The organism is Flavobacterium geliluteum, from assembly GCF_017948595.1.
GTDB classification, from domain to species: domain Bacteria; phylum Bacteroidota; class Bacteroidia; order Flavobacteriales; family Flavobacteriaceae; genus Flavobacterium; species Flavobacterium flavipigmentatum.
Window position 1 is genome coordinate 60,876 of record NZ_JAGFBV010000014.1, and the last position, 24,611, is coordinate 85,486.

Consider the following 24,611-nt stretch of genomic DNA (forward strand, 5'->3'; position numbering starts at 1 on the left):
TGTTTTCTGGTTATATTTTTAGTTTTGTTACTAAATCTTCAAATTTTTTCAACGTTTCTTCCATAGAAACCTCAGATTTTCCTCCCGCAGCGTTGATATGCCCGCCACCATTAAAATGATCTCTGGCAAACTGATTCACATCAAACCCATCTTGAGAGCGGAACGAAATCTTGATTATTTTCTCGTCTTTATTTTCTATAAATATAGCAGTAAAAATAATGCCTTTTATACTTAATCCGTAATTTACGATTCCTTCGGTATCTCCTTTTACATAATTAAAAGAATCTAATTCGTTTTGCGTAAGCGAAGTATAAGAAGTTTTATGTTCTTCGAAGACTTTCATATTCTGCAAAGCGCGCCCTAATAATTGAAGACGGCTGTACGAACTATTATCGAATAATAAAACAGGGATCTCAGTGTTTTCAGCACCTAAATCAATTAATTCTGCCACAATTCGATGTGTGTTTCCTGTTGTTTTTGGAAAACGAAAAGATCCGGAATCGGTCAGTATTCCGGTGTAAATACAGGTTGCAATGGTTTTGTCAAGATCTTCTTTTTTATCTAAAAATAGAATGAAATTATAAATCATTTCACAAGTCGAACCAAAAGAGGTATCTGAATACGTATAAGCCGCATAATCATCAGGTTTTTGATGATGATCAATCATGATAAACGGAGCAGTTAGCTTAGCCAAAGTATGTTCCATTTCGCCTACACGATGTAAAGCATTGAAGTCAAGCGTAAAAATGAGCTCTGATTCTTGTAATATAGTAGTACAATTTTCGGTGTCTTTTTCAAATATTCTTACCGTTTCTGAGCCCGGTAACCAAGCCAGAAAATCAGGAAAATCATTGGGTGCAATCACGGTAGGCTGGTGATTGTTTTTTAGTAAAAAGTGGTATAATGCCAGCGTAGAGCCCATGGCATCGCCATCTGGACCTCTGTGCGGAATGATGGCGATTTTTTTTGGACTTGCGAGCAGCAATTTTATCGCCTGAATATCTTGTATTTTCATAGTGTGCGAATTTACATTTTTTTAATGTAATGTTGAAATCATTTTATAGATTAACACACTTTTATAAATTGTGAGTTTTTAGTCGGTGTTTTTGTTGTTTTTTTGCTCTTTTTTATTGAGCTTTTTTGATTTTATCAAATACTAATGATACCATCAAAAAAATAGATTTTCGATTAGGCTAGAGCCATTTTTGATACAATTTATATTTGGCACCTTTTACAATTTGTGATTTATAAATTCCTACAGAACCTGACGAGAAATACGCAATTGTACACGCAATCGCAATAAAAATTCCGGGTTGTATTCCAAATAATTCCAATCCCATGATCGTGCACGCAATAGGCGTGTGGGTAGCACCCGAAAACACAGCAACAAAACCCATTCCTGCCAAAAGTGCTATGGGTAAAGGTATAATAAGTGACAGCGCACTTCCTAAGGTGGCTCCAACAAAAAAGAGAGGAGTTACTTCGCCGCCTTTAAAACCGGCACCTAAAGTAAATCCCGTAAATAAAATTTTAAGTAAAAAATCATACCACGGATTTGGACTCGAAAAAGAAGCAACAATAACAGGAACTCCTAAACCCGAAAATTTAGAAAATCCGAAACCGGCAATAGCAATGGCTAAAACTATCCCGCCAACAAAAGGACGAAACGGCGGATATTTGATTTTTTTTGAAAAAAGTGAACCCCAAAAATGAGTTGTTCTGGAAAAAAGCAACGCAGCCAACCCTGATAGAGCACCAATAATTACGGTATAAAGTAAATTAGTAAAAGTAATTTCAGGCACTTCAGGAATGTGATAATGAGTATGTTTAATATGCCAAAATTCGACCGTAAAATAGGCCGCATACGCCACTAAAAACGATAAAATCATACTTTTTAAATTGATTTTACTAAAGTATAAAACTTCCAAAGCAAAAATAGCACCCGCTAAAGGCGTTCCAAAAACCGATGCAAAACCAGCGCTGATTCCAAGAATAATTAGAATTTTTCGCTCGGAATTATTCAAATTAAAAAGCTTCGTGAATTGATCAGCAATCGCGCCACCCATTTGTACAGCCGTACCTTCGCGACCCGCAGAACCTCCAAATAAATGAGTGATTAAAGTGCCTAAAAGTACCAGAGGAGCCATTCTAAAAGGAATGACTTTTTGTGGCTTTTCGTATTCTTCTAGCAATAAATTATTACCTTTTACAACCGATGCGCCCCAATAATGGTAACTAAGACCGACCAATAATCCTCCGATGGGCAAAAGCCAAATAATCCAGTCATGCTGAATTCTAAATTGAGTCACCCATTCTAGTGAAATTAAGAAAAAAGCGGATGCAGAACCTGAAAAAATGCCTATCAAAGCACAAATTAGAATCCATTTGAAAGTTGTAAAAAGTATTTGTTTTGGGTTTTGAAAAGTCATTAATAATTTGAAGTTTTTTAGCTGCGAATTTCACGAATTTTCATGAATTTTAATATTTTAAAAGCAGAAATTATAAATCATTTTAATCGTTCGTCTGTTGTGAAAAAATGATCAGAACAAATGATCAGCAAGAATAATTTACTGGATAACAGCTGTAAATTCAATTTCAACCAAATATTCGGGAGCAACCAATTTACTGATTTCATAAAACCCCGTTGTTGGTTTTATTTCTTTAAAAAATGCAGAATGTGCTTTTGCAACGTCTTCAAAAGTGGTAATATCAGTGGTGAAAATGCGGGTTCGAATTACATCTTTCATTCCAACATTTAAATCTTCCAGCACTTTTTCTACACGTTCCAAAATATTGTAAGTCTGCGCATAGGCATCATCGGCTTTTACTTTTTCGCCATCAACAATTGCCACAGTGCCCGAAACTTCTATGATATTACCAATTCTTACCGCACGACAATATCCCATTTTGTCTTCCCATGGAGAGCCTGTTAAGATGTTTTCTCGTTTCATTTGTATTTTTTTTTGAGTTTTTTTTCAAAATAACCAAACAAATTGTAGTTGTTTAATTGGGTTGCAATTTATAAAATATACTTATTAAAAAGAGTTGAATTTGTATAAAATCAATTGCTAAATATTGCTTTTTTGTGATATTTTAAATCGTTTTATTCTTTAAAATGATGTTCAAAAAGGCGAAGTTTATTTTGAGTGTTCGTAAGATTTTGTTGCAAAGTTTCAATTTTGTTCAATAAATGTGCGATGGCATCAATTCCTTCCAAATTAATTTTAAGATCGTAATGAAGCCGAATCATTTTTTCTACCGTTGGTAATTGTTCGGGATGTAAATATTGCTCTTCTTCCTGAAAAATAATGTTAATCAGACCATAGTTGTGCAACTCTGCTATAAAAGTATCATCAATTTCGTGATACAGGCAAAATTGGTTGATTTGAATTAAGTTTTTACTGCTCATGATGTCTTAATTTAGCTAGTTCTTCGAATAATTCTTTTTCTTTTAGAGATAATTTTGTTGGAGTTTTTAATTTATAGGTAATGTATAAATCCCCAAACTGATTGTCTTTTTTATAAATCGGAAACCCTTTTCCTTTCAATTTGACTTTTGTTTCGGCTTGAGTTTCTTCCGGGACTTTTATTTTTACTTTTCCATCAAAAGTATTCACATAAATTTCGCCTCCCAAAATGGCGGTATATAAATCGAGGTTTACATCGGCATACAGGTTGTTCCCTTCTCTTTTAAAATCAGAATTATTTTCAATAACAAAAGTTATATACAAGTCACCATTCGGCCCCCCATTGGCTCCCGGTCCGCCATGTCCTGTGATTTTTATAATTTGACCATTTTCTACACCAGCCGGAATAGTGATTCGAATATTCTTTCCATTGACGGTTAAATTTTGCTTCGTAGTGTTATAAGCTGTGGCCAAATCGAGCTGTAATTCGGCATTAAAATCCTGACCTCTATATTTTGATTGACCACGGCCACTACCGGCTTCTCCGTACATAGAGTTAAAAAAATCAGAAAAATCATTTCCGGAAAAATCGCCTCCGCCAAAGTCACTATAATTTTGATTATTTTGCTGTTGTCTTGATTGTTGTTGTTGATTTGGATTGTAACCTGCTTTTTCAAATTCGTCAGCATGTTTCCAGTCTTTTCCGTACTTGTCGTATTTTTTACGATTCTCAGCATTGCTCAAAACTTCATTGGCTTCGTTTATTTCCTTGAATTTTTTTTCCGCTTCTTTATCGTTCGGATTTAAATCAGGATGGTATTTTCGGGCCAGTTTTCGATACGCTTTTTTGATTTCAGCTTCCGTTGCCGCTTTTGTGATTTCTAATGTTTTATAATAGTCAATATAATCCATTTTGCTTATTTTTTAATAAAGATAAACTAAAATAGTGAAGTTAAGAATAAGTTGTTAATTATCAAAAAGATGTGTTTTCTTTTCAGATAGATGAATAAATTATAATTGATACTGCTTTTAAATTGAGCTGTTTTTTTTAAAGAATTTATTTTTTAGAAAAATGATCTGTTTTGGCAGGTTTTTTGTTTGCAAAAATTAGCCTAATATATTGTTATAAAAGTCTTAAAGTTGAAGTGAGTAATTAAATTATGCTATTTTTGCTTTGCTATACGATCATTTTTTAAAATTATATAAGCCGATTCGATAAACTTTTTTCAATGAAGCACATCTTTTTTTTAATATTATTTTTTGCCTTTGCCACAGTTACAGCTCAATCAGAGTTCAACTCGGGCTTTAAAGCTATACCGGCTCCTAAGTTTAGTTCAAAACCTAAAAAAATACCTCCTCCGGAAGCTAAAAAAACCGAGGATAATCTGGATATGCCTGCTATCAAAACACCTAACGTTTTTGAAAACACAAGCATTACGCCTAAATCTAAATATCAGATAGGAGAGAAGAAAAGTACTTTTACCATGTCTACCGAAACAGATTTTGCAAATCCCGGTGATCGTTATATTCCAAAAATGGAGAAAGATTTGGATAAGGCTCTTAGAGCTGCAGGTTTGAAAGAGGGGCGTGGAGAGTTAGTCAAAAAGAATATTTCTCTGGGTGATTTCAAAACTAATTCAGCATATTTTATCGTTAAATTCAGAGATTTTGGTGCAATTGATGGTGATTTAGTCAAAATTTCATCAAATGACAGAGTAATTCTGGATCAGTTATTTCTGGATAGTAATTTTAAACAGGTAAAAATTGATCTCGCTATGGGATTTAATAAACTTGATTTTGAGGCGTTAAATATTGGTACTTTAGGAGGAAATACAGCCGAAATACAAGTTTTTGATGATAAAGGCACATTGATTACCAATGACTATTGGGACAATCTTGCTGCAGGATTTAAAGCATCAATTATTGTGACGAAAGAGTAGGTTTTTTAAAAGAGGTTATTAAATTAAGAAAGGTTCAAAGGCACAAAGTTTTTACACTTTTAAAACCCTTGAACCTTTGTAACTTTGAGCCTTTGTACCTGATATTAAAATGGATCGGCAGTCACTCTAAAATTCATATTGGCTTTTACTTTTACATTTTGTGTAAGTGTTTCTTTAAGGGTCACTTTGGTTCTAATGGTATATTTGTCGGCCTTGATATATTGATCTAGTCTTTCGCTGGTACAAATCAGGTCGATAGTATTTGAAGTTGAAGAAATATTGGTTTGATAGGCCAATTCAATCTCATCATTTGCATTTGTTGAAATGTATAAATGAATTTCTTTTAGGAAAGAAAATGATTTTCCTTCAGGATCGGTAATGCTGAGTTTTAATGTTTTGAGTTTAACATCTTTTACCAGACTCGCTCTTGTTTTATTATTTTCAAATTCGGCAGAAGAGTTGGTCGTAACATCTGGAGTTACGATTTCAGTTGGCAGATTGATCGGTGAAGTACTTTTTATTTCAATTGTAGTATCGTTCGAGATATTGAAGCTCAATAAATCATCAACTGTATTACAAGAATTTAAAAATACAGATGCAAAAACCGCAAAGGCTATAAGTTTTGATTTCATAAATTTATTTTTTTTAAAATACGTTTTTTTTAGAGATTCGGTTTTTGTAAAAAGACGAAGTTTCTAAGTTGCTAAGTAACTAAGTTTTTTTCTTTTTTCAAGATATCAAAACTGAGAATCTTAGCAACTTAGAACCTCAGAACCTTTTTTAGAAAAAAAAATCAAAATTCCATTTTTCAAATTCGAATATAAAAAGTATTTTTGCGCATGCAACACAACGTACTTATTTTAGATTTCGGATCGCAATATACACAACTTATTGCGCGTAGAGTTCGCGAATTAAATATATTCTGCGAAATTTTCCCATACAATCACTTTCCTAGTGATCTATCATCTTATAAAGCAGTTATTTTAGGAGGAAGCCCATTTTCTGTTCGCGCAGAAGATGCTCCACATCCTGATTTATCTCAAATTCGAGGCAAACTACCCATGTTAGCGGTTTGTTACGGAGCACAATATTTGGCCCATTTTAGCGGTGGCGAAGTTGCGGCTTCAAACACCAGAGAATATGGTAGAGCTAATTTGTCTTATATTAAGGAGAATGAAGTTTTCTTTAACGGAGTTTCAGAAAACAGCCAAGTTTGGATGAGCCATAGTGATAGTATTAAAGCTTTACCAACAAATGCCGTAAAATTAGCGAGCACGCATGATGTAGAATTTGCGGCTTATAAAATTGAAGGTGAAACGACTTATGCTATTCAATATCACCCTGAAGTTTTTCATTCTACGGATGGATCAAAAATGCTGGAGAACTTTTTGGTAAATATTGCCGAAGTGCCTCAAAACTTTACTCCAAATGCTTTCGTTGAAGAAATGGTAGCAGAATTAAAAGAAAAATTAGGAGATGATAAAGTCGTTTTAGGATTGTCCGGAGGAGTAGATTCTACTGTAGCTGCCGTTTTATTACATCAGGCGATTGGTAAAAATTTATATTGCATTTTTGTAAATAATGGTTTACTTCGCAAAAATGAGTTCCAAAATGTATTAGATCAATACAAAGGGATGGGATTGAATGTAAAAGGAGTAGATGCGGGAGATCGTTTTCTTGGCGAATTGGCCGGAATCAGTGATCCTGAAACCAAACGTAAAACGATCGGACGTGTTTTTATAGAAGTTTTTGATGACGAATCACACCTGATTGAAGATGTAAAATGGTTGGCGCAAGGAACTATTTACCCAGATGTAATTGAGTCGGTTTCTGTAAAAGGGCCATCGGCAACGATCAAATCGCATCATAATGTAGGTGGATTGCCGGATTATATGAAATTAAAAATTGTGGAGCCACTTAGAATGTTGTTTAAAGACGAAGTTCGAAGAGTTGGCGCTACTTTAGGAATAGATCCCGAATTATTAGGAAGACATCCTTTTCCGGGGCCAGGATTATCAATCAGGATTTTGGGGGATATTACTCCGGAGAAAGTTCAGATTCTGCAAGATGTTGATGCTGTTTTTATTGATGGATTAAAATCTTGGGGATTGTACGATAAAGTTTGGCAGGCTGGAGCAATTTTGCTTCCTGTAAACAGTGTAGGAGTGATGGGCGATGAGCGTACGTATGAGAAAGTTGTAGCGCTTAGAGCTGTTGAATCGACAGACGGTATGACCGCTGATTGGGTTCATTTGCCTTACGATTTCTTGATGAAAGTGTCAAACGATATTATTAATAAGGTAAAAGGCGTGAATCGTGTGGTTTACGATATAAGTTCAAAACCACCAGCAACAATTGAGTGGGAATAGTACTATTTTTGCAATTAAGGCGTTACATTTGTAACGCCTTAATTGTTTAAAACCTACTATTTATGAAAGAAAAATTAACGATTTTATTTGTATTTCTTTTAATTTTTAACAAATCCTCTGCCCAAGAGTCGTTTATCGAACACAAAATTGAAAAAGGAGAAACTGCTTATTTTATTGCCCAAAAATATAAGGTTTCGATTGATGAAATTTACAAATTCAACCCGGGATCTCAAAGCGGAATCCAAGACAACCAAATCATTAAGATTCCTGTTCACCCCGAACCAAAAACACTTCAAAACCAACAAACAACGCATGTTGTTGCAGCCAAAGAAACGTTGTTCGGAATCTCAAAACAATATCACGTAACAGTTGAAGCTCTTCAAAATGCTAATCTCGAGATTCTTAGCGACGGTTTGCAAATCGGTCAGGAATTAAGTATTCCGCAAAAGATATTGAATGTTCCAAGAACCGAAGTCGCTATTTCCTCAAAAGGAATACACCAAGTTTTGCCCAAAGAATCGTTGTTTAGTATTGCTCGAGAATACAATGTTTCGGTGCAAGATTTAGAAAATTTAAACAAAGAAATACTTCAAAATGGATTGCAGATTGGTCAGGCAATTGTTATTCCGAATAAAAGAAAAACCATAGACGGGAGAGTTCGCGTTATAAATCAGGAGACTATTTTTCATGTGGTAGAACCAAAAGAAACAAAATATTCTATTGCAAAAAAATATGGCATTTCGATTGAAAAACTCGAAAATCAAAACCCTGAAATTGTGAATGGTTTGGTCGAGGGAAATCAATTGGCGATTAATGTAAAAGAAATTAAGCCAGCGAATGACAACGAAGAACTGATGTTGGCTTTGGCCGAAAAGCAAGTTGTAGTTGAAAAAACAAAAGCCAAAACGGTTGAATTGGAAGATCTGAAAGACAGATTGATCGTTCAGAAAGAAATGAATCAGAAGATTATAAAGATTAACGATTTGAATGTTAATTTGAATGAAATGAATGCTTCAAAAGAAAATTCTGTTGAAAAATTACGTCTGGTTCTTGAAGCGAACAAAAATGTACAGGATGTTTTAATGTCCAAATTAGATTCATTAGTAAATACGATGAATGACGATTTGGCAGAATTGAAAAGAATGGATGTTTTGAATGTTGACGAATCTAAAAGACTAGAAAAACTTTCGAACGAAAGCATCGGTAAAACCAGCGAATTGTCCTCTCAATTAAAAAAAGAACTGGCAGAAAACAGGAAAGCATACGCTGGTTTGATGAACAAAGTAGAGCGAATTGCAGTTGAAGAAAATCAGGAATACAAGAAAAAAATTCGCGAAAGCTCCAAAAAAAATACGACAGAATCCTTGCAGCAACGTCTTTCATTAGAGGATATAAAACAGTATAAAATAGAGCAGGAAAAAGGTGATGCGCAAAATCAGCTGTTAATTTCGAAGATAGATTCTTTAGATACTCAGAAAAAAATAGAGGTAAAACGGCATATTAGCAAAGCTACTTTTTACAGTATGGAAGCTCGTAATTTTGATGATAAACTGGCTTTGGTAAAACTTAAAAAATATCAGAATGATGCCATCGAAAAAGAACGGAGAGTTAACGGAGATAAGGTTTCAAAGGCAATTTCGAAAGAAGAAATGCAGTTAGAACTGAAACAAAATCCTCTTAAAAACGAGAAAAATGTAAGTATCGAAGTTTATGATAATCTTAAAGAAATTCCTAATGGCTATTATTTGGTTTTAGGTACCTTTACAGAGTCGATTCCAAGGGACAAATTGATCATGAAACTAATAGATTCAGGAGATTTTAATGCTAGTTTTTTCTTTAATATCAACAGTCTCTCGTATTATGTATATTCAGAAAAATACAAAAATATGGAGGAGGTTTTGTATAAATGCAAGCAAGAAGAAGACAAAGAATTGTATCAGAATATTGTTATTGTGAAGGCCGAAATTGACCTTAGGCAATAATTAAAAAAAGAAAAAAATAAGCAAGTTTTACCTGATTGGCATAAAAAATGTTACCTTGTTTTTTAAATTAGAAATTAAATTGTTTTAACCCCTATTATGAAATATTATTCGACATTATTATCTCTTGTTTTTTTTACCAGCAGTTTTGTGTTTTCGCAAGAAAAAGTCATAAAATATACTGTTTCAGGTGGAGAAACGATAAATCAGATTGCGGTAAAATTTAAGGTTACGCCTTTTGACATTTATGAGTTAAATCCAGATGCAAGAAACGGAGTAAAACCTAATACTGTATTGTTGATTCCGAGTGTGGGAGCAAAAAAAGCGAATGCTAAAGGAAATTTAGTTGAAAAAAATGTAAAAGGTAAAGTAACACATAAAGTATTGCCAAAAGAAACACTTTTTGGTATTGAGAAAAAGTATGATGTTACAGATGAAGCCCTAAAAGCAGCTAATCCATTTTTAGTTTCAGACGGATTGCAAATAGGACAGGAACTCATTATACCGTCTAATAAAAACACAAAACAGAATTCAGTTGCCCCTGTAAAGACCAGTTCGGGCTCAGGAAAATATGTATATCACGATGTGGTAGCAAAAGAAACTAAGTTTTCGATTGCGAAACAATACGGAATTACTATCGAAGAACTGGAAAAACGCAATCCTGAAATTGTTTCGAATTTGCCCATCGGTTTTCGACTGACTATAAAAGGAAAAGCTCCTAAAACGGAATCGGCTACTGTCACTACAAATGTTGCAAAACCGGCAGAAAGCAACAAAGCAACTTCCTACATGCAGTATCAGGTAAAACCAAAGGAAACATTATATAGTTTATCACGAACTTTTCATCTGTCTCAAGAAGAATTAGCGGTTTTAAATCCTGCTCTTGCTGAAGGACTAAAAGAGGGAATGGTTTTAAAAGTTCCAACAGGATATGTTGCACCAGCTCCAATTATTGAGCCGCAACAATCAACTCCCGATTTGGTGGAAGAAAAAGCTGGAGAAAATAATGGTTCTATAAAAATAGTGGAAAAAGTAAAATCGGAAACGATTTCCGTTAATCCTGAAGTGGTTGAATTGACCAAACCAAGAGGACAAAACGATCGTAAAAAGTTGGTCTTGTTACTGCCTTTCAATTTGGCAAAAATGCAAAATGATACGGTAAGTGCCGCAAATCGAATAAAAAACGATAAATTTTTGAATATGACACTTGATTTTTATTCAGGTGCTATGATGGCAATAGATTCGGCCAAAACCTTAAAATTACCAATCGATGTTGATATTTATGATTCGCAGGAAACCAAAAGCAGCTCGAATATTTCTGGTCTGATTGCAAAAAACAAATTACAAAATGCTAATGCTGTGATAGGGCCTTTTTATCAAAGTAATGCAGAGGATGTGGCTAATTTATTGAAGATGTACAACGTGCCTGTTATTTCACCATTATCGAAAGACAAAGCCAATCCGATCGATAATTTGTATCAATCGGTTCCAACAAATGATGTGGTTCGTAATGCTGTTTTTGACTATATGCGTTCTAAAAACGGAAACATTGTAGCCGTTGTGGATAAGAAAAAAGAGTCGGTTATCAGTTATATCAAAGAGAATCAAAAAGGAGTAGTTTTTGCATCTTTGAATGAAACAGGCGGTCTTGATGTGGCGCAATTAAAAAGTCTATTATTGCCTAACAGAATAAATTATGTGGTAATGGAAACAGGTAACACTGCGATGGTAAAAACAACTATCAAAGCAATGTTGGATGCGCAAAAAACATGTGAGGTACAATTGGTGATTTTAGAACCTAATACTACTCTTGATACCGATGAGATTAATTTTGAGAATTTGATTAAGTTAAAATTAATGTATCCTTCTGTAAGCAGAGAAAGTGATGATCAGACTGTTTTAATTTTTGAAAAACAATACAGATTAAAAAATAAGGTCAATCCCAATACTTTTGCAACCAGAGGTTTTGATGTGACTTTTGATGCGATGATGCGTTTGATGCAAGGAAAAACGTATCAGGAAACAGCCGATTTAATGACTACAGAACAAGTAGATAATAAATTTCAATATTATAAAAAAGAAGACGGCGGGCACGCCAATAAAGGAGTCTATATTTTGTATTACGACACCGATTTAACATTAAAAGCAGCCAATTAATATGACATCAAAAGTAACCTATTTAGGGGATTTAAGAACGAAATCAATTCATGTGCAATCGGGAAGCGAAATTATTTCTGATGCGCCATTAGATAATAACGGAAAAGGAGAAGCTTTTTCTCCAACGGATACTGTAGCAAACGCTTTGGCAAGTTGTATGATGACAATTATGGGAATTAAAGCTCGCGATTTAAACATCAATATTGCAGATTCTACTGCAGAAGTAACCAAAATTATGAATGCCGAACCAAGAAGAATTGGAGCTATCGAAATTGTTTTTGATATGAAAGGCACAGAAGACGAAAAGAACAAAACAATCTTAGAAAGAGCTGCAATGACTTGTCCTGTATTTTTAAGTTTGCATCCAGAAATCGAAAAACGAATTAGTTTTAATTGGAATTAATTTTATAAAAAACATATTTACAAAAAATAAGGGTACTTTTTGAAGGTACCCTTATTGCATTAAATACTAACCAAAATATTTATTCTGAAAATTCTAATTTTTTTAATTTATTCCAGGCACCACGTGTAAAATCGGGAATTTCTACCGGAGCAGAATTATTATCAAGAGAGATTTCTGTCAAAGGGCCTAAACAAGACCATTCGGCCAAATCATAGACATCCATGTCTAACGGAAGTCCTTTTTGAAGGCAATAGATCAAACGATAATCCATTACAAAATCCATTCCGCCGTGACCGCCCACTTTTTTGGCTTTTTCTTCAATATTTTTTACAATTGGATGTTTGTATTTTTCCATCAATGCTTTTTTTACTTCCTCAGGAACAAAAGAGTGTGCACTTAATTTCTCATGATTTGGTTTGACATCATCTCCCAATTCTTTTCCGTCTAAAGCATAACCTTCAAGTGGGTATTTGTTGGCAAAACCTTTTGTGCCGCTCAACTGATACATTCTGCTATATGGTCGGGGTGATGTTACATCATGCTGAATCTGGATTGTTTTTCCGTTTTCGGTACGAATCATCGTCATTGTGTGATCTCCATTTTTAAAATCTTTAATTTCTAGTCCTGATTTTTCTTTAATGTAAGCTGGATTTCCTACTGCTTTAGTATCCATAGAAACTAAGAAATTCATTTTATCGCCACGATGAATGTTCAAAGCTTGGCAGGCTGGTCCCATCCCGTGCGTAGCATAGATATCACCACGATGTTTGATGTTGTAATCCATTCTCCAGTTGTTCCAGTATTCTCCCCAAAACGGTTGAAGCCCATGAATATAAGAGCCTTCTGCGTGAAGGATTTCTCCAAATAAGCCTTGTTGCGCCATGTTTAAAGTAGTCAATTCAAAAAAATCGTAGACACAGTTTTCTAATTGCATGCAATGTTTACGAGTTTTTTCTGAAGTATCAATTAGTTCCCAAATTTCCTTCATAGTCATTGCTCCAGGTACTTCGATAGCCACATGTTTGCCGTCTTTCATTGCTTGCACGCCAATAATTGCGTGATGCTTCCAGTCGGTGGCTACGTAAACTAAATCTACATTGGGTAAAGCAGTCACTTTTCTCCAGGCATTTTCGTCTCCAAAAAATTCCTGCGCTTTTGGAAACCCTTGTTTGGTTAAAATTTCGTTAGCCGATTGTGTGTTTTTTTCCAACATATCGCAAAGAGCTACAATTTCTACACCAGGAATATGCGTCATTCTTTCGACTGCTCCGGGACCGCGCATTCCAAGTCCAATAAAAGCCACACGGACAGTAGGTAACGGAGCAGTAGCAAGACGTAAAACATCTTGCTGACCTTTTGCACGAGCTGGCGCTTTGGTTTTTATTATTTGTGCAGATACAATTGTCCATCCAAACAAAAGACAAGTGACTAACATGAATTTTAAAATACTAGTTTTCATAATTGAATTAATTTTATTTGAAATATTGATAATCAAAGTACTGACTATCGGTAAAATATGTTTTTTATTCTTTTTTTTATTTGAAAATTATGGCAAAGTACTGAAATTTATTTCTGGTTTTTTATTGTTTAAAGGTCTTGTAAAAGTTGTACTTGGAGTGGTATAATTATCGAAGAAACCTCCGTCTTTCAAATAAAAAGAGCCATTATCAAGTCCGCCTGCAAAGTCCATTCTGTATCCTTTTTCTCCTGTATTATCAGTTGTAAAATGAACCGAATTGATTTCTGTCCAAACACCTTTTTCGTTACAAATCCATTGATTATTAAACAAAACTTTGCGCGATAAATCTCCTTGTTCAGGAATAAAATTTTCTAAAAAAGAATGAAATCTTTTTAAATAGGTATTTGTTTCAGGACGACTAAAGCTAGCAATTAATAACCATTTATTGAGTTCTGGTGCAAAAAAATAGGCTGTGTAAGTTGTCGTGTTGTTCGCTTGTGGAATTCCGCGAAGTAAAAATTTATAGGTATTTCCTGCTTTCCAATTGTATTTGAGATAGCTTTGTCCGCCAGATCCTTCGTTTCCAAATTCGCCTGTAATAACATTTTCGCCTTTCTTTAACAATTTAATTTTATGAGAATCCGGAATAGTAGTCGGATCATCAGTTTCAAAAGGACTCCAAATAGAAAAAAGAACCCTTCTTTCGGTGGCAGAATTTACCTGTATTCCAAAATATCCTTCGCCGAAACCATTTGCCATGAAGTAAGAACCAATTTTATCTTCGTTTTCAGGAACCTTAATTTCGTTATAATACCATTCAGCATTGGTATTTTCAGGCACTTGGTAATTCAAATGAACCGAAGGACCTCTGCGTCCCCAATGAAAAAAATCACCTTTATTATTAGGTACATAAGCAATTTTGCCATCATAATCAGGACTACTAATTGTGAAACGACTAATAGACGGAAAACGATTTTCGGTTTTACTAATTCCTTTTATTTTGACTGCTACATATCCTTCCTGAGCGATTTTCCAACTGCCAGCTGTAATCGTTTTTTTTGAATTAGCATCTATTTTTATCTTTTTAGATTCTCCATTAATGGAAAATTCAAGTTCGGATGTACCATAAACTTCGATAGGCTCTTCAACAGTAATCTGAAAAGTACCTGCTTTATAAATTCTAAAGTAGGCCGTAAAATACTCACTGGCATCACTCCAGTTTTCGATGCCGTTATCTGTAATTGTTGTACTTTCCAGATGTTTAGAACTGTAAGCATTTCCTGCTAAAGGTAGCGAAATTTTGGTTTTTGGATTTTCAATAGCGATTTCTTGTATAGTAATATCGTTGCTGTCGGCGCAAGAAAAGGATAATAACATTGAAGTTAAAACTAAGTAAAATTTATTTTTCATCTTTTTGATTTATTGGTTTACATGACTTCTTCTTTTTTTTTAATACAACCTCCCTAATGTACTAGTTTAGAGAGGCTATATTATCAAAAAACAATAAAAACTAAAAACTATGGATTCTGCGTTAGAGTACCTGGGTAGGCATTAATCTCAGACTGCGGAATGTATTGTATCACACGTGGGCTCGTGGCAGGAACATCATTCATAGGTAAATGAGGTCCAGGATAATGGCGTGTCATCGTTTGTCCGTTTCTGTACACATCATAACCACGATGCGCTTCAAATGCTAATTCCAACTGGCGTTCTTCGTCAATACGTTGTACCGCATTTGTACTATTTAAAGAAGTATAACCTCCTCCTACAATCGCTCTCTCCCTGATAATATTAAGATTAGTTAAAGCATTATTATAGTCTCCTTTTTTAGCGTATGCTTCGGCCATATTCAAATACATTTCTGCCAATCTGGAAATGATCGGTGAGTGCAAGTGCGAATCATTATTCTGTAAAGAGCATTTTGTAATGTAAAACATTGGATATACACGATTTAAGAGCATCATGTAATCTTTTTCACCCGTGTAAGTTGTGCCTTCATAGACAATAGAATATTGATTTTCGGCGGCATTTACCGTAGTAAGATTATAGTCGGTGGTTCCAATAGTGATATAATACGAACCATTTGTATTGGTTTTTAATGGCTGTTGAATATAATTGTACCCAGTTTGCACGCCAGAACTATTTTTTACATCCACCACAAAACGAAAAGCTTCAGTTTTGTTTCCCGAGGCATCTTCGGTATATTGCGGATCAATAAAGGCCCAACGCGCATCTTTTTTCAATCCTGCTTTTCGAAGCAAATCAAGATATTCTCCGCTGGCATACATTTCGCCCCAACCTTGTCCCTGAATGTTAGCGTACATTCCGCCAATTCCATAATAATGGTCAAATCCTGAATATTCTGAGGCAATTCTTTTTATGGCAAAAATAGTTTCGGTTTGTTCTCCAGCATCAGGTGCATACGTATTGTATTTCATAAAGTTAGCTCGATTTAGCAAATTATATCTTCCGCTGGCGATCACTTTATTGGCATATTCTATAGATAGTGTTGCAAATTCTTGATTTGGATTTTCATACGTACCGCTCATGTACAAATACACTCTCGAAAGCATTGCTTGTGCGGCTTGTTTGGTGGCATAAACGGCAGATTTGTTTACAGTCATTAAGGCTTCGGCTTTTTTTAGATCGCTGATAGCCTGAGCATACGTGTCTTTTACAGTAGAACGGTCAGGTAAGGCAAGATTGCTTAAATCAGCAGGTAAACCATTTACAATTGGCACACCTAAATTGGTGTCAGGTGACTGTGCATAAGGTCTTCCGTAGGTACGGCATAAGTAAAAATAGATCATGCCTCTTAAATAATAGGCTTCTCCTAACTGTTGGTCAACAGCGGGACTTTCGCCTTCCGGAATTATTTTTATCAAATCGCTTGATTGCGAAATGATTTTGTAACCGTTATTCCAAAAAGTAGATAATCTTCCGTTATCAGGAATATGTTGGTAGGAGATAAAAGAGTAGAAAGAGTCAGTAGAAGTTCCTCTAATCATAATGTTGTCCCCAGGATATTCTCCGACACGGTGCATAACATCAGACCAACCTTTTAGTTGGGCATAACATCCGTTTAATAAAACTTCTATAGAGGCTTCTTTGTCTTGTTGTATTTTGTCTTGTGTGTAGGAGCCAAAAGGTTCTCTGTCTAACTCACAAGAAGACAGGAAACTAATTGCGATACTTAATAATAATATCTTTTTCATGATTTTGTTTTTTAAAGAGTTAGATTGAGTCCAAGTGTAATTCTACTGGTCTGAGGGTACATTTGAGTTGCAACACCAGAAATTACGTATTGACCAGTTCCGCTATCGTAATTAGGTGAAAGTTCTGGTGTTACACCAGAGAAATGCGAAATTGTAAATAAATTTTCTCCAGCCACAAATAATCTTAAACTATTGATATTTAATGTTTTAATTGGCAGAGTGTAACCAAAAGAAACACTTCTCATTTTTAAGTACGTTCCGGTTTCTAAGAAGCGAGAAGAAGATTTGTTGGAGTTGCTTGGATTGTTGTAAATTGCTTCAGGATGCGTTGCGATATCACCCGGTTTTTCCCAACGACTCCAACCGCTATGCAAATTCATTTGGTTTCTGTCAGTGTAAGCACCATCCGAATCAAATTCAGCTCTAGCGTAGTTGTAAATTTCACCTCCAACAGAATAACTAAAAATAGCAGCAAAATCAAAGTTTTTATAATTTAAAGTAGTCGAGAACCCTCCAAAGAAATCAGGAGTGTAAGAACCAATTACTTTTCTAAATTTTGAGGCTTCACCATAACTGTATGTTTTTACACGTTCTCCTGCAGCATCAGTAGTAAACCATTGTGGCTTACCGTTTTCAGGGTCAACTCCAGCCCATTCTGTTAAATACCAGCTATCTACATCGTAACCTGGTTTTAGTAGTTTTGAAGCAGAACCAGCCACACCACTGCCGTCTCCAACAATGATTTCCTGACGGTCTCCATAAAGACTAGTTACTTTGTTTTTGTTTACGCCAATATTGGCATCAACAGACCATTTTAGGTTTTCATTTTTTATAATATCTACAGCAATAGAGGCTTCAAAACCTCGATTATTTACTGCACCTACATTTCTCCAAATGCTTGTGACCCCAATGACTCCGGGAAGCGGAACCCTATATAGTAAATCAGAAGTATTTTTGTCATAATAATCAAATGTTATGTTTACTCTGTCAAAGAAACTTACATCCAGACCTACGCCTGCGGTATATGTTTTTTCCCAGCTCAGATCGGGATTTCCTAATTGCGAGATTAGAGCTCCCGGATTTGCATCATAACTTTCAGAGAAAGAATACAGTGGTAAGTGTCCGTACAAACTATTTGGTCGATTACCCACAGAACCATAACTGGCTCTTAGTTTTAAATTAGTAACCCAATCTGCTTTAAAAAAATCTTCGTTATGAATGTTCCAACCACCGCTTATCGAAAAGAAATTACCATATTGCGCATTTTTTCCAAAATTGGAAGCACCATCACGACGAAACGAAAGTTGTGCCAAATAGCGATTGTCATACGAATAATTGATGTTTGATAGTAAGGATTGTACCGCCCATTCTGAGCGATTTCCTCCTACTTTTTCTGGAATTGCAGCAGGATCAGTTACGATAATTCCTGGTGGAATACCAGTGGCAACCGCACGACTTGATTTAGAGCTGTATTCATTCCACTCATAACCTGCAATCGCATTTATTTCATGTTTACCAAATGAGGTATTGAATTTTAATAATTGATTGGTATAAAATCGGTTAAATGTGCTAAAATTATCTTCAATTCTACCTTTTACAGCCAAACCAGAAGAAGATCTCGGATCAGAATAGGAGGTAGAATTGGCATTGCCAAAAATATAATTGTTCACAGATGCAAAAGTCAGCCATTTCGTAAGTTTGACATCAAAATCAAGATTTGAGCGCACGTTGTAATCTTCAGATTCATAAAAATTCCATTGCAAGTCATACAAGTAGTTAGATCCGGTCGTATTTACCCAAGTTGGGTTTGGTGCGTTTCCTACTAAAGTTCCGTCGGGTAAGTAAGGGCTATCCCAAGGCATATTTCCGTACAAAGCGCCTACAGAATGTTGTTGGTCATATACTTTTTCTTTTGTTAAATTTACCTGAGGTCTTATTGTTAGCCAGCTGTTGGGCTTGTACTCAAATTTCATGAGACCGTTATATTTTTTATAATCATAGCCTTTTATAGCACCTGTTTCGTCATAAACTCCCACCGAAACATAACTTTTAAAGTTTTCTCCACCGCCGCTAATAGATAAGTTATAATCTTTGGCAATGCCGGTTTGTGTAGCATTGTCCCACCAATTGTAGTTTTTATTGCGTAAATCTGGATTCCACCACCAAACATTTTCAAAATCTTGCTTGTTCGAAAATGAGTCATATAAATCATATAATTCTTCTCCGTTCATAATTTTAAAATTCCCTGAGTTTAGGGTTGCCATAGCCGTTTTTGCCGAAAAATTGATCACGGCTTTGCCTTGTTTCCCGCTTTTTGTCGTAACCACAATAACACCGTTGGCACCCTGAGAACCATAAACAGCTGTCGAAGCCGCATCTTTCAGTACCGTTAAATTTTCGATATCTGCAGGATTCATGCTCGGAGAACTGTTTCCCACGATCACACCATCTACTACCCAAAGAGGATCGGTGCTGCCATTTACGGTGCTTCGGCCTCTAATTACTACTTTAGAAGCACCGCCAGGCTGCCCACCACTTGTGCTTACAAATACACCAGTTGCTTTTCCTGCCAATAAATTTTCGACGGTTGGAGTCGTTACATCCAGTAGTTTTTTATTGTTTAAAGTTTGCAAAGAACCGGTCAAGCTTTCTTTTTTTACTTTGCTGTAACCTACCACAATTACTTCGTCCATAAGTTTTCCTTCCTCCTTCATGGTAATAATCAAGGTACTATTTCCAGCAGTCACTTCTTGTTCTTGCATTCCTAAGAACGAAAAAATTAATATAGAACCTGTATTGGGAACTTCTAGGGCAAAACTGCCATCCATATCTGTTTGTACTCCAGTTGCCGTGCCTTTTACAGTAACATTGACACCGGGAATCGGTACTCCTTTTTCGTCAATTACTTTTCCTTTTACTATTTTTTGTACAAAGGAGGTCGTTTCATGCGTTCTTATTTCTTTGAGACTTGTTGCATTTGCTACTTGAAAAGCCATCGATAATACCGATAAAGTGATCAATTTGATTGCTTTTCCAGGACCTTTAATTAGCCGCAAATTTCTTGGTTTTTTTTTGGATAATAGTTTCATGTAGTTGAGATGGTTTAGGTTAATAAATTGGTTTTGTCGTTGTGTTTTTCAATAAAAAAAAGGATGAAATTGTGTCTTTTTAAATAAAAATGTTTGATGGTAAAATGATTAAAAAAGAGGTGTTTTTTTAGCTCCTAAAATTTATTATTGGACGAAACTATCGATTATATTTTTATTAAACAAGAAAAAACAGGAAAAATGTGCTCGAACACACTAAATTTATGTTCTCGAGCACATAAAATTAAGTAAAACGTTTTTTTAAACCTAAATTGATACTTTTTTTCTAAAATAAAATGATTAATGAATAATCGTTCAGAAAGCATTTTTTTCAGTAAAAATATTTTTTATTGAATTATAATAGTTACTATGGTGTTATTTTGATAATTATGTAATTACTAATCTTTAATTTTAACAATAACTTAATTTTTTAGAGATGAATTTTAAAGCTCAATTGTGAAAAATACTTGCCCTTTTTCTTGTAAAATGTTTCTCAAAAAGCAGGTGTTTTTTCTTTACAGTTTTGTAGTATCTTAGCAAAGCAAAAAAAGGTAGAAACTAAGAGTCGTTTTGTTTCAGATTTGAAAAGGAAGAAACAGTTTTTTTGTGTTTTAATTCTAATGAAAATTAAAAATTAATGAGTCAAATTTTAAAAGAATATCAGGTGAATTTTATAGAAAAAAAAATACCTTATTTTGATGAAGCGTTTTGGAAAAAAGCAAATTTTTTGACAGATTTTTGTTCACCGTGGGAGAAAGCTGAGATTTCTAAAATTGAATTTAGAGCACTTTGGAATTTAGAAACCCTTTTTTTTAAATTTACTGTTTTTGATACCGATGTTTACATTGACACGACAGACGAAAGTTTTAAAAGTATTAGCAAATCAGATCGGGTAGAATTATTTTTTAGGACAAACCAGGATATCAATCCCTATTATTGTTTAGAAATGGATTCCGCTGCAAGAATAATGGATTTTAAGGCTTTTCCTAATAGAAATTTTGATGTAGTATGGAAATGGCCTAAAACAGATTTACAAGTACGATCTTCAAACGATACTACTTCTTTTAGCGTAGAAGGCGAGATAAGTCTAAAGTCGCTGAAAGCCTTGGATCTCATCAAAAATGATACTCTCGAAGTTGGTGTTTTTAGAGCGAAATTCAATACAATAACTGATTTGCAATATAAACCAACATGGATTACTTGGGTCGATCCGCAGACGGCTGATCCTAATTTTCATATTGCCTCTTCTTTTGGCAGATTTATTTTGATGAAATAAAATTATGAAATGTAAAAAGAGGCATTTTCAGCATTAATAATATCAATTGGCAATACTATCGTTTGAGGGATTTCTTTGCCGTACAAAAAGTGTTCGACTAAAGTTGCAACTCCTAAATAAACTTGTCTTTTCTGATTTTGATGAATTAAAAAATGAATTGAACCCTTATTGAGATGGGTAATATTTTTGTGTATCAAATCATAACCAATCAATGCAATTTTTTTGCACTTTTCTTCAGGAAGCAGCGAGGCAATTTGATATGCTTTTGAGGTAGTGATAAAAATTCCTTTTAAATTGGTGTTTTCAATAAGGAAAGCTTCCAGTTTTGCCTCAATATTAGAGAATTTTAATTTTAACGTGTTGATAGTAAAATTAGGATTGTTTTTTTCTTCAAAATAATTCCTAAAACCTTTTTCTTTTTCCTGCATGTGAACAGCGTTTTTCACACTTTCATCGATATGAATAATAGCAATTTGCCCTTCGGAAACAATTAAACTCATTAAACTTGCAGCAACTCGGCCACTTTTGTGCAAATCCTGACCCACAAAACTTTTTATGACATCCGATTCGACTTGATTATTAAAAGTATTGACAATAATATTCAATTCCTCATATTGTTTCATGACTTCCAATGTTTCTTTATGAAATAGAGGAGCCAGCAAAACGGCGTCTGGAGCTTGCGCAATAACAGTTTGGTTGGTATTTACAAAAGATTTTTTGCTTTCGGGATTAAAAAAATGTGTTTCAATATTCACATTATAAGCTTTAAATTCTTTTTTGGCATCATCAATTCCATTGATACACGGAAGCCAATAGGGGTCAAATTCAGGATCTGGCAATAAAACACAAATGTGGTAAACTTTATTGTTTTTGAGGTTTCGTGCAATAAGATTGGGTTGGTAATCAATTACTTTAAGTACTTCATTTATTTTATCAAGTGCCGTAGGGGAAACTTTTCCTCTATTGTGCAAAACACGATCTACAGTTCCTTTTGAAACTCCTGCAAGTTTGGCAATATCCTTTATTGTGTACTTTTTATCCATATACGCAAATATAACAACTTTGATCGAATTTAGTATCCTTATATTTTTTCGTACAGTTAAAGTGTGCTCGAGAACATTTGTAAAGTGTGTTCGAGCACATTTTGTTTATTTTGTTTGTTTTATCAAAAATTATTAGCTAGTTTCGTAGAATTAAAACCAAAATCCAAAATCAATTTTTAATCTAAAATCAATCTAATTCATTCAATTACATTGGTTTAATCTGCTTTTTTAATGAAGAAAATAATATCATTAGCTCCCGGTCGAACCTGTCTCTTTGGAGATCATCAAGATTACTTGGGATTGCCTGTTATAGCCTGTGCTATAAATCGAAATATACAATTGATTGCGGAAGAAAACGAGAGTAATACTTTTGTTCTTAATATGGTGGATATTAATGAAATTAGGGAAATTAATATCAACGAAACTTTTACAGAATTAGAACCACGAGATTATTTTGCATCGGCTTTGCGTGTTTTACGCAGGCATGGCTGCATTCCTACGGTTGGTTACACAATTACTGTTTCAGGAGATATCCCAATAAATTCGGGCACTTCAAGTTCATCAGCATTATTAATGGCGTGGATAAAATTTCTTATCACTGCTTTTGGAGTAGATGACCCCGTTACGCCCGAATTTATTGCGCAAATAGGTTATGCTTCTGAGGTTTTAGAACACGGAGAACCAGGTGGAATGATGGATCATTTTAGCATAGGAGTCGGAAATATTGTCTATATAAATACCCAAAATCCTTTTTCGTATAAAATCATCGGTACCGAATTAAAAGGTTTGATTACAGGAGTTTCCGGGATTCCTAAAGAAACCATCGGGTTAATTGGAGAGCTAAAAGGAAATGCGCTTATAGCTATTGATTGTATCAAACAAGAGTTCCCCAATTTTGATTTGAATACGGCTAACATCGAAGACTTGGATTTGTATCGAAATTCTTTGCCAGATCGCTTAATTCCGTATTTCGAAGCAGCAATTATGAATTATGATTACACCAAAAAAGCGCTGAAAGAGTTTGAAAAACCCGTTTTAAATCTCCGAAAAATTGGTGAATTAATGAATCGACATCATGAAGTTTTACGCGATTTGTTAAAAATCACAGTTCCAAGAATCGATGCTATGATCGATGCAGCTCTAAGAGCAGGAGCTTACGGTGCAAAAATTGTTGGTTCCGGCGGCGGCGGCAGTATCGTTGTAATTGCTGATCCCGATAAAGAAAACTTGGTTATTCAAGCCATTTTAGAAGCTGGTGCGGCAGCCGCCTATCCAGTGTGTGTAGATCCGGGAGTAAGAATTGTCAAGAATAGTTAAAATAGTATAATTTTAAAAAAAAATAAACAAAATGCATAAAAAATTAGTTATTCTGGCGGGTGGGGCATCGTCGCGAATGAAGAAAGAATCAGTTGCCAAAAATTTGACAGCAGAAGAAATTGTACAGGCAAACGAAAGAAGTAAAGGCTTAATTGGCGTTGGTGCGCAAGGAAGACCTTTATTAGATTATCTTTTATTGAATGCTAAAAAAGCGGGTTACGAAAAAATTTATATCATCATTGGCGAACAAGGTGATTTGTTTAAAGAATTTTACGGAAACCAAAATACCAATAATAATTTTAATGGGCTAAATATTTCTTTTGCAACACAATATATTCCAGAGGGTCGAGTAAAACCATTTGGCACAGCAGATGCTTTGTGGCATGCGGTTAAACAGTTTCCGGAGCTTAACGCCGATGAATACACAGTTTGCAATAGTGATAATCTGTATTCTGCCGAAGCGTTATATGCGCTTCGTCGTACCGAAAGCCCAAATGCATTTATAAGTTATGATCGTGATGCTTTACATTTTTCATCTGAAAGAATTTCGCGTTTTGCCATTGCTAAATTAGATGAAAGCAACCGTTTATTAGATATTTTAGAAAAGCCTTTGGTAGATGATTTGGAACATTATAAAGATGTAGAAGGTAAGATAAGAGTAAGTATGAATGCTTTTAAATTTAATGGTGCTATGGTATATTCTTTCTTAAAAAATTGCCCCGTACATCCTGAAAGAGATGAAAAAGAATTGCCAACGGTACTTTTAAATGCTCTGAAAGAATTTCCAAATAGTATCGTAGGAATTCCTTTTTCAGAGCATGTCCCGGATTTGACTGCCAAAGAAGATATTGCTGATGTAAAAGAATATCTCAAAAAACATTATCCGGTCTTAGATTGGCAAATTTAAAAACATTCAAAATCTTGATTTCTAATTTAGAAAAGAAAAATAATTGACACATT

The 24,611-nt window shown here is 34.7% G+C and carries 19 protein-coding genes; 8 read left to right on the plus strand and 11 right to left on the minus strand.

Annotated features, from left to right (window positions below; translation table 11 throughout):
• Nucleotides 1–10: 10 nt before the first annotated feature.
• The 5 genes from J3495_RS10185 to J3495_RS10205 form a co-directional block, all read right to left on the minus strand.
• A complete protein-coding gene (locus J3495_RS10185; RefSeq protein ID WP_210666450.1) occupies nucleotides 11–1,015 on the minus strand; it encodes a DHH family phosphoesterase in 1,005 nt (334 codons plus the stop codon).
• Between the two features lie 178 nt (nucleotides 1,016–1,193).
• A complete protein-coding gene (locus J3495_RS10190) occupies nucleotides 1,194–2,429 on the minus strand; it encodes a voltage-gated chloride channel family protein (protein WP_210666451.1) in 1,236 nt (411 codons plus the stop codon).
• 138 nt (nucleotides 2,430–2,567) lie between these two features.
• Nucleotides 2,568–2,951 carry a RidA family protein gene (locus J3495_RS10195; RefSeq protein ID WP_210666452.1) on the minus strand — a complete coding sequence of 128 codons (384 nt, stop codon included), beginning with the start codon at nucleotides 2,949–2,951 and terminating at the stop codon, nucleotides 2,568–2,570.
• 152 nt (nucleotides 2,952–3,103) lie between these two features.
• The gene (locus J3495_RS10200) at nucleotides 3,104–3,409 is read right to left on the minus strand and encodes a chaperone modulator CbpM (RefSeq protein WP_210666453.1); all 306 of its coding nucleotides are present in this window, start codon (nucleotides 3,407–3,409) and stop codon (nucleotides 3,104–3,106) included.
• Nucleotides 3,399–4,319, minus strand: a complete 921-nt coding sequence (locus tag J3495_RS10205; protein WP_210666454.1) for a DnaJ C-terminal domain-containing protein — start codon at nucleotides 4,317–4,319, stop codon at nucleotides 3,399–3,401. The genes J3495_RS10200 and J3495_RS10205 overlap by 11 nt, the downstream gene beginning before the upstream one ends.
• Before the next feature lie 317 nt (nucleotides 4,320–4,636).
• Between J3495_RS10205 and J3495_RS10210 the strand changes: the two genes are divergently transcribed.
• The gene (locus J3495_RS10210) at nucleotides 4,637–5,347 is read left to right on the plus strand and encodes a hypothetical protein (protein ID WP_210666455.1); all 711 of its coding nucleotides are present in this window, start codon (nucleotides 4,637–4,639) and stop codon (nucleotides 5,345–5,347) included.
• Between the two features lie 104 nt (nucleotides 5,348–5,451).
• Here the strand turns inward: J3495_RS10210 and J3495_RS10215 are convergent, their stop codons facing one another.
• Entirely contained in the window at nucleotides 5,452–5,979 is a 528-nt protein-coding gene (locus J3495_RS10215; protein WP_210666456.1) for a hypothetical protein, read from the minus strand.
• Between the two features lie 207 nt (nucleotides 5,980–6,186).
• Here J3495_RS10215 and guaA point away from each other — a divergent pair, with 207 nt between their 5' ends.
• The 4 genes from guaA to J3495_RS10235 all read left to right on the plus strand — a co-directional run bounded on the left by guaA (nucleotide 6,187) and on the right by J3495_RS10235 (nucleotide 12,255).
• Complete coding sequence (gene guaA / locus J3495_RS10220; protein WP_210666457.1) at nucleotides 6,187–7,716, plus strand: glutamine-hydrolyzing GMP synthase; 1,530 nt, start codon at nucleotides 6,187–6,189, stop codon at nucleotides 7,714–7,716.
• Between the two features lie 62 nt (nucleotides 7,717–7,778).
• Nucleotides 7,779–9,698: a lytic transglycosylase gene (locus J3495_RS10225; RefSeq protein WP_210666458.1), complete on the plus strand. Its 1,920-nt coding sequence runs from the start codon at nucleotides 7,779–7,781 to the stop codon at nucleotides 9,696–9,698.
• Between the two features lie 96 nt (nucleotides 9,699–9,794).
• A complete protein-coding gene (locus tag J3495_RS10230; protein WP_210666459.1) occupies nucleotides 9,795–11,852 on the plus strand; it encodes a LysM peptidoglycan-binding domain-containing protein in 2,058 nt (685 codons plus the stop codon).
• 1 nt (nucleotide 11,853) lies between these two features.
• The gene (locus tag J3495_RS10235) at nucleotides 11,854–12,255 is read left to right on the plus strand and encodes an OsmC family protein (RefSeq protein WP_210666460.1); all 402 of its coding nucleotides are present in this window, start codon (nucleotides 11,854–11,856) and stop codon (nucleotides 12,253–12,255) included.
• Nucleotides 12,256–12,334: 79 nt separating this feature from the next.
• Here J3495_RS10235 and J3495_RS10240 read toward each other — a convergent pair whose 3' ends face one another.
• The 4 genes from J3495_RS10240 to J3495_RS10255 form a co-directional block, all read right to left on the minus strand.
• On the minus strand, nucleotides 12,335–13,690 hold the full coding sequence (locus J3495_RS10240) for a Gfo/Idh/MocA family protein (RefSeq protein ID WP_394369567.1): 1,356 nt from the start codon (nucleotides 13,688–13,690) through the stop codon (nucleotides 12,335–12,337).
• A 111-nt stretch (nucleotides 13,691–13,801) separates the two neighbouring features.
• On the minus strand, nucleotides 13,802–15,124 hold the full coding sequence (locus J3495_RS10245) for a DUF3472 domain-containing protein (RefSeq protein WP_210666462.1): 1,323 nt from the start codon (nucleotides 15,122–15,124) through the stop codon (nucleotides 13,802–13,804).
• 107 nt (nucleotides 15,125–15,231) lie between these two features.
• On the minus strand, nucleotides 15,232–16,929 hold the full coding sequence (locus tag J3495_RS10250; protein ID WP_210666463.1) for a RagB/SusD family nutrient uptake outer membrane protein: 1,698 nt from the start codon (nucleotides 16,927–16,929) through the stop codon (nucleotides 15,232–15,234).
• Nucleotides 16,930–16,940: 11 nt separating this feature from the next.
• Nucleotides 16,941–20,018, minus strand: a complete 3,078-nt coding sequence (locus tag J3495_RS10255; RefSeq protein ID WP_210666464.1) for a SusC/RagA family TonB-linked outer membrane protein — start codon at nucleotides 20,016–20,018, stop codon at nucleotides 16,941–16,943.
• A 634-nt stretch (nucleotides 20,019–20,652) separates the two neighbouring features.
• Here J3495_RS10255 and J3495_RS10260 point away from each other — a divergent pair.
• Entirely contained in the window at nucleotides 20,653–21,291 is a 639-nt protein-coding gene (locus J3495_RS10260) for a carbohydrate-binding family 9-like protein (RefSeq protein ID WP_210666465.1), read from the plus strand.
• Between the two features lie 2 nt (nucleotides 21,292–21,293).
• Here J3495_RS10260 and J3495_RS10265 read toward each other — a convergent pair whose 3' ends face one another.
• Nucleotides 21,294–22,334, minus strand: a complete 1,041-nt coding sequence (locus tag J3495_RS10265; protein ID WP_210666466.1) for a LacI family DNA-binding transcriptional regulator — start codon at nucleotides 22,332–22,334, stop codon at nucleotides 21,294–21,296.
• Nucleotides 22,335–22,565: 231 nt separating this feature from the next.
• On the opposite strand from J3495_RS10265, the gene J3495_RS10270 reads away from it, so the two are divergent.
• Together J3495_RS10270 and J3495_RS10275 are read left to right on the plus strand one after the other, a co-directional pair.
• Complete coding sequence (locus tag J3495_RS10270; RefSeq protein ID WP_210666467.1) at nucleotides 22,566–23,651, plus strand: mevalonate kinase family protein; 1,086 nt, start codon at nucleotides 22,566–22,568, stop codon at nucleotides 23,649–23,651.
• Between the two features lie 31 nt (nucleotides 23,652–23,682).
• Nucleotides 23,683–24,558 carry a sugar phosphate nucleotidyltransferase gene (locus J3495_RS10275; protein WP_210666468.1) on the plus strand — a complete coding sequence of 292 codons (876 nt, stop codon included), beginning with the start codon at nucleotides 23,683–23,685 and terminating at the stop codon, nucleotides 24,556–24,558.
• Nucleotides 24,559–24,611: the final 53 nt, after the last annotated feature.

Coding starts and splice junctions, on each gene's coding strand:
- J3495_RS10185 (WP_210666450.1), bottom strand. CDS start 1,015: ATGAAAATACAAGATATTCAGGCGATAAAATTGCTGCTCGCAAGTCCA.
- J3495_RS10190 (WP_210666451.1), bottom strand. CDS start 2,429: ATGACTTTTCAAAACCCAAAACAAATACTTTTTACAACTTTCAAATGG.
- J3495_RS10195 (WP_210666452.1), bottom strand. CDS start 2,951: ATGAAACGAGAAAACATCTTAACAGGCTCTCCATGGGAAGACAAAATG.
- J3495_RS10200 (WP_210666453.1), bottom strand. CDS start 3,409: ATGAGCAGTAAAAACTTAATTCAAATCAACCAATTTTGCCTGTATCAC.
- J3495_RS10205 (WP_210666454.1), bottom strand. CDS start 4,319: ATGGATTATATTGACTATTATAAAACATTAGAAATCACAAAAGCGGCA.
- J3495_RS10210 (WP_210666455.1), top strand. CDS start 4,637: ATGAAGCACATCTTTTTTTTAATATTATTTTTTGCCTTTGCCACAGTT.
- J3495_RS10215 (WP_210666456.1), bottom strand. CDS start 5,979: ATGAAATCAAAACTTATAGCCTTTGCGGTTTTTGCATCTGTATTTTTA.
- guaA (WP_210666457.1), top strand. CDS start 6,187: ATGCAACACAACGTACTTATTTTAGATTTCGGATCGCAATATACACAA.
- J3495_RS10225 (WP_210666458.1), top strand. CDS start 7,779: ATGAAAGAAAAATTAACGATTTTATTTGTATTTCTTTTAATTTTTAAC.
- J3495_RS10230 (WP_210666459.1), top strand. CDS start 9,795: ATGAAATATTATTCGACATTATTATCTCTTGTTTTTTTTACCAGCAGT.
- J3495_RS10235 (WP_210666460.1), top strand. CDS start 11,854: ATGACATCAAAAGTAACCTATTTAGGGGATTTAAGAACGAAATCAATT.
- J3495_RS10240 (WP_394369567.1), bottom strand. CDS start 13,690: ATGTTAGTCACTTGTCTTTTGTTTGGATGGACAATTGTATCTGCACAA.
- J3495_RS10245 (WP_210666462.1), bottom strand. CDS start 15,124: ATGAAAAATAAATTTTACTTAGTTTTAACTTCAATGTTATTATCCTTT.
- J3495_RS10250 (WP_210666463.1), bottom strand. CDS start 16,929: ATGAAAAAGATATTATTATTAAGTATCGCAATTAGTTTCCTGTCTTCT.
- J3495_RS10255 (WP_210666464.1), bottom strand. CDS start 20,018: ATGAAACTATTATCCAAAAAAAAACCAAGAAATTTGCGGCTAATTAAA.
- J3495_RS10260 (WP_210666465.1), top strand. CDS start 20,653: ATGAGTCAAATTTTAAAAGAATATCAGGTGAATTTTATAGAAAAAAAA.
- J3495_RS10265 (WP_210666466.1), bottom strand. CDS start 22,334: ATGGATAAAAAGTACACAATAAAGGATATTGCCAAACTTGCAGGAGTT.
- J3495_RS10270 (WP_210666467.1), top strand. CDS start 22,566: ATGAAGAAAATAATATCATTAGCTCCCGGTCGAACCTGTCTCTTTGGA.
- J3495_RS10275 (WP_210666468.1), top strand. CDS start 23,683: ATGCATAAAAAATTAGTTATTCTGGCGGGTGGGGCATCGTCGCGAATG.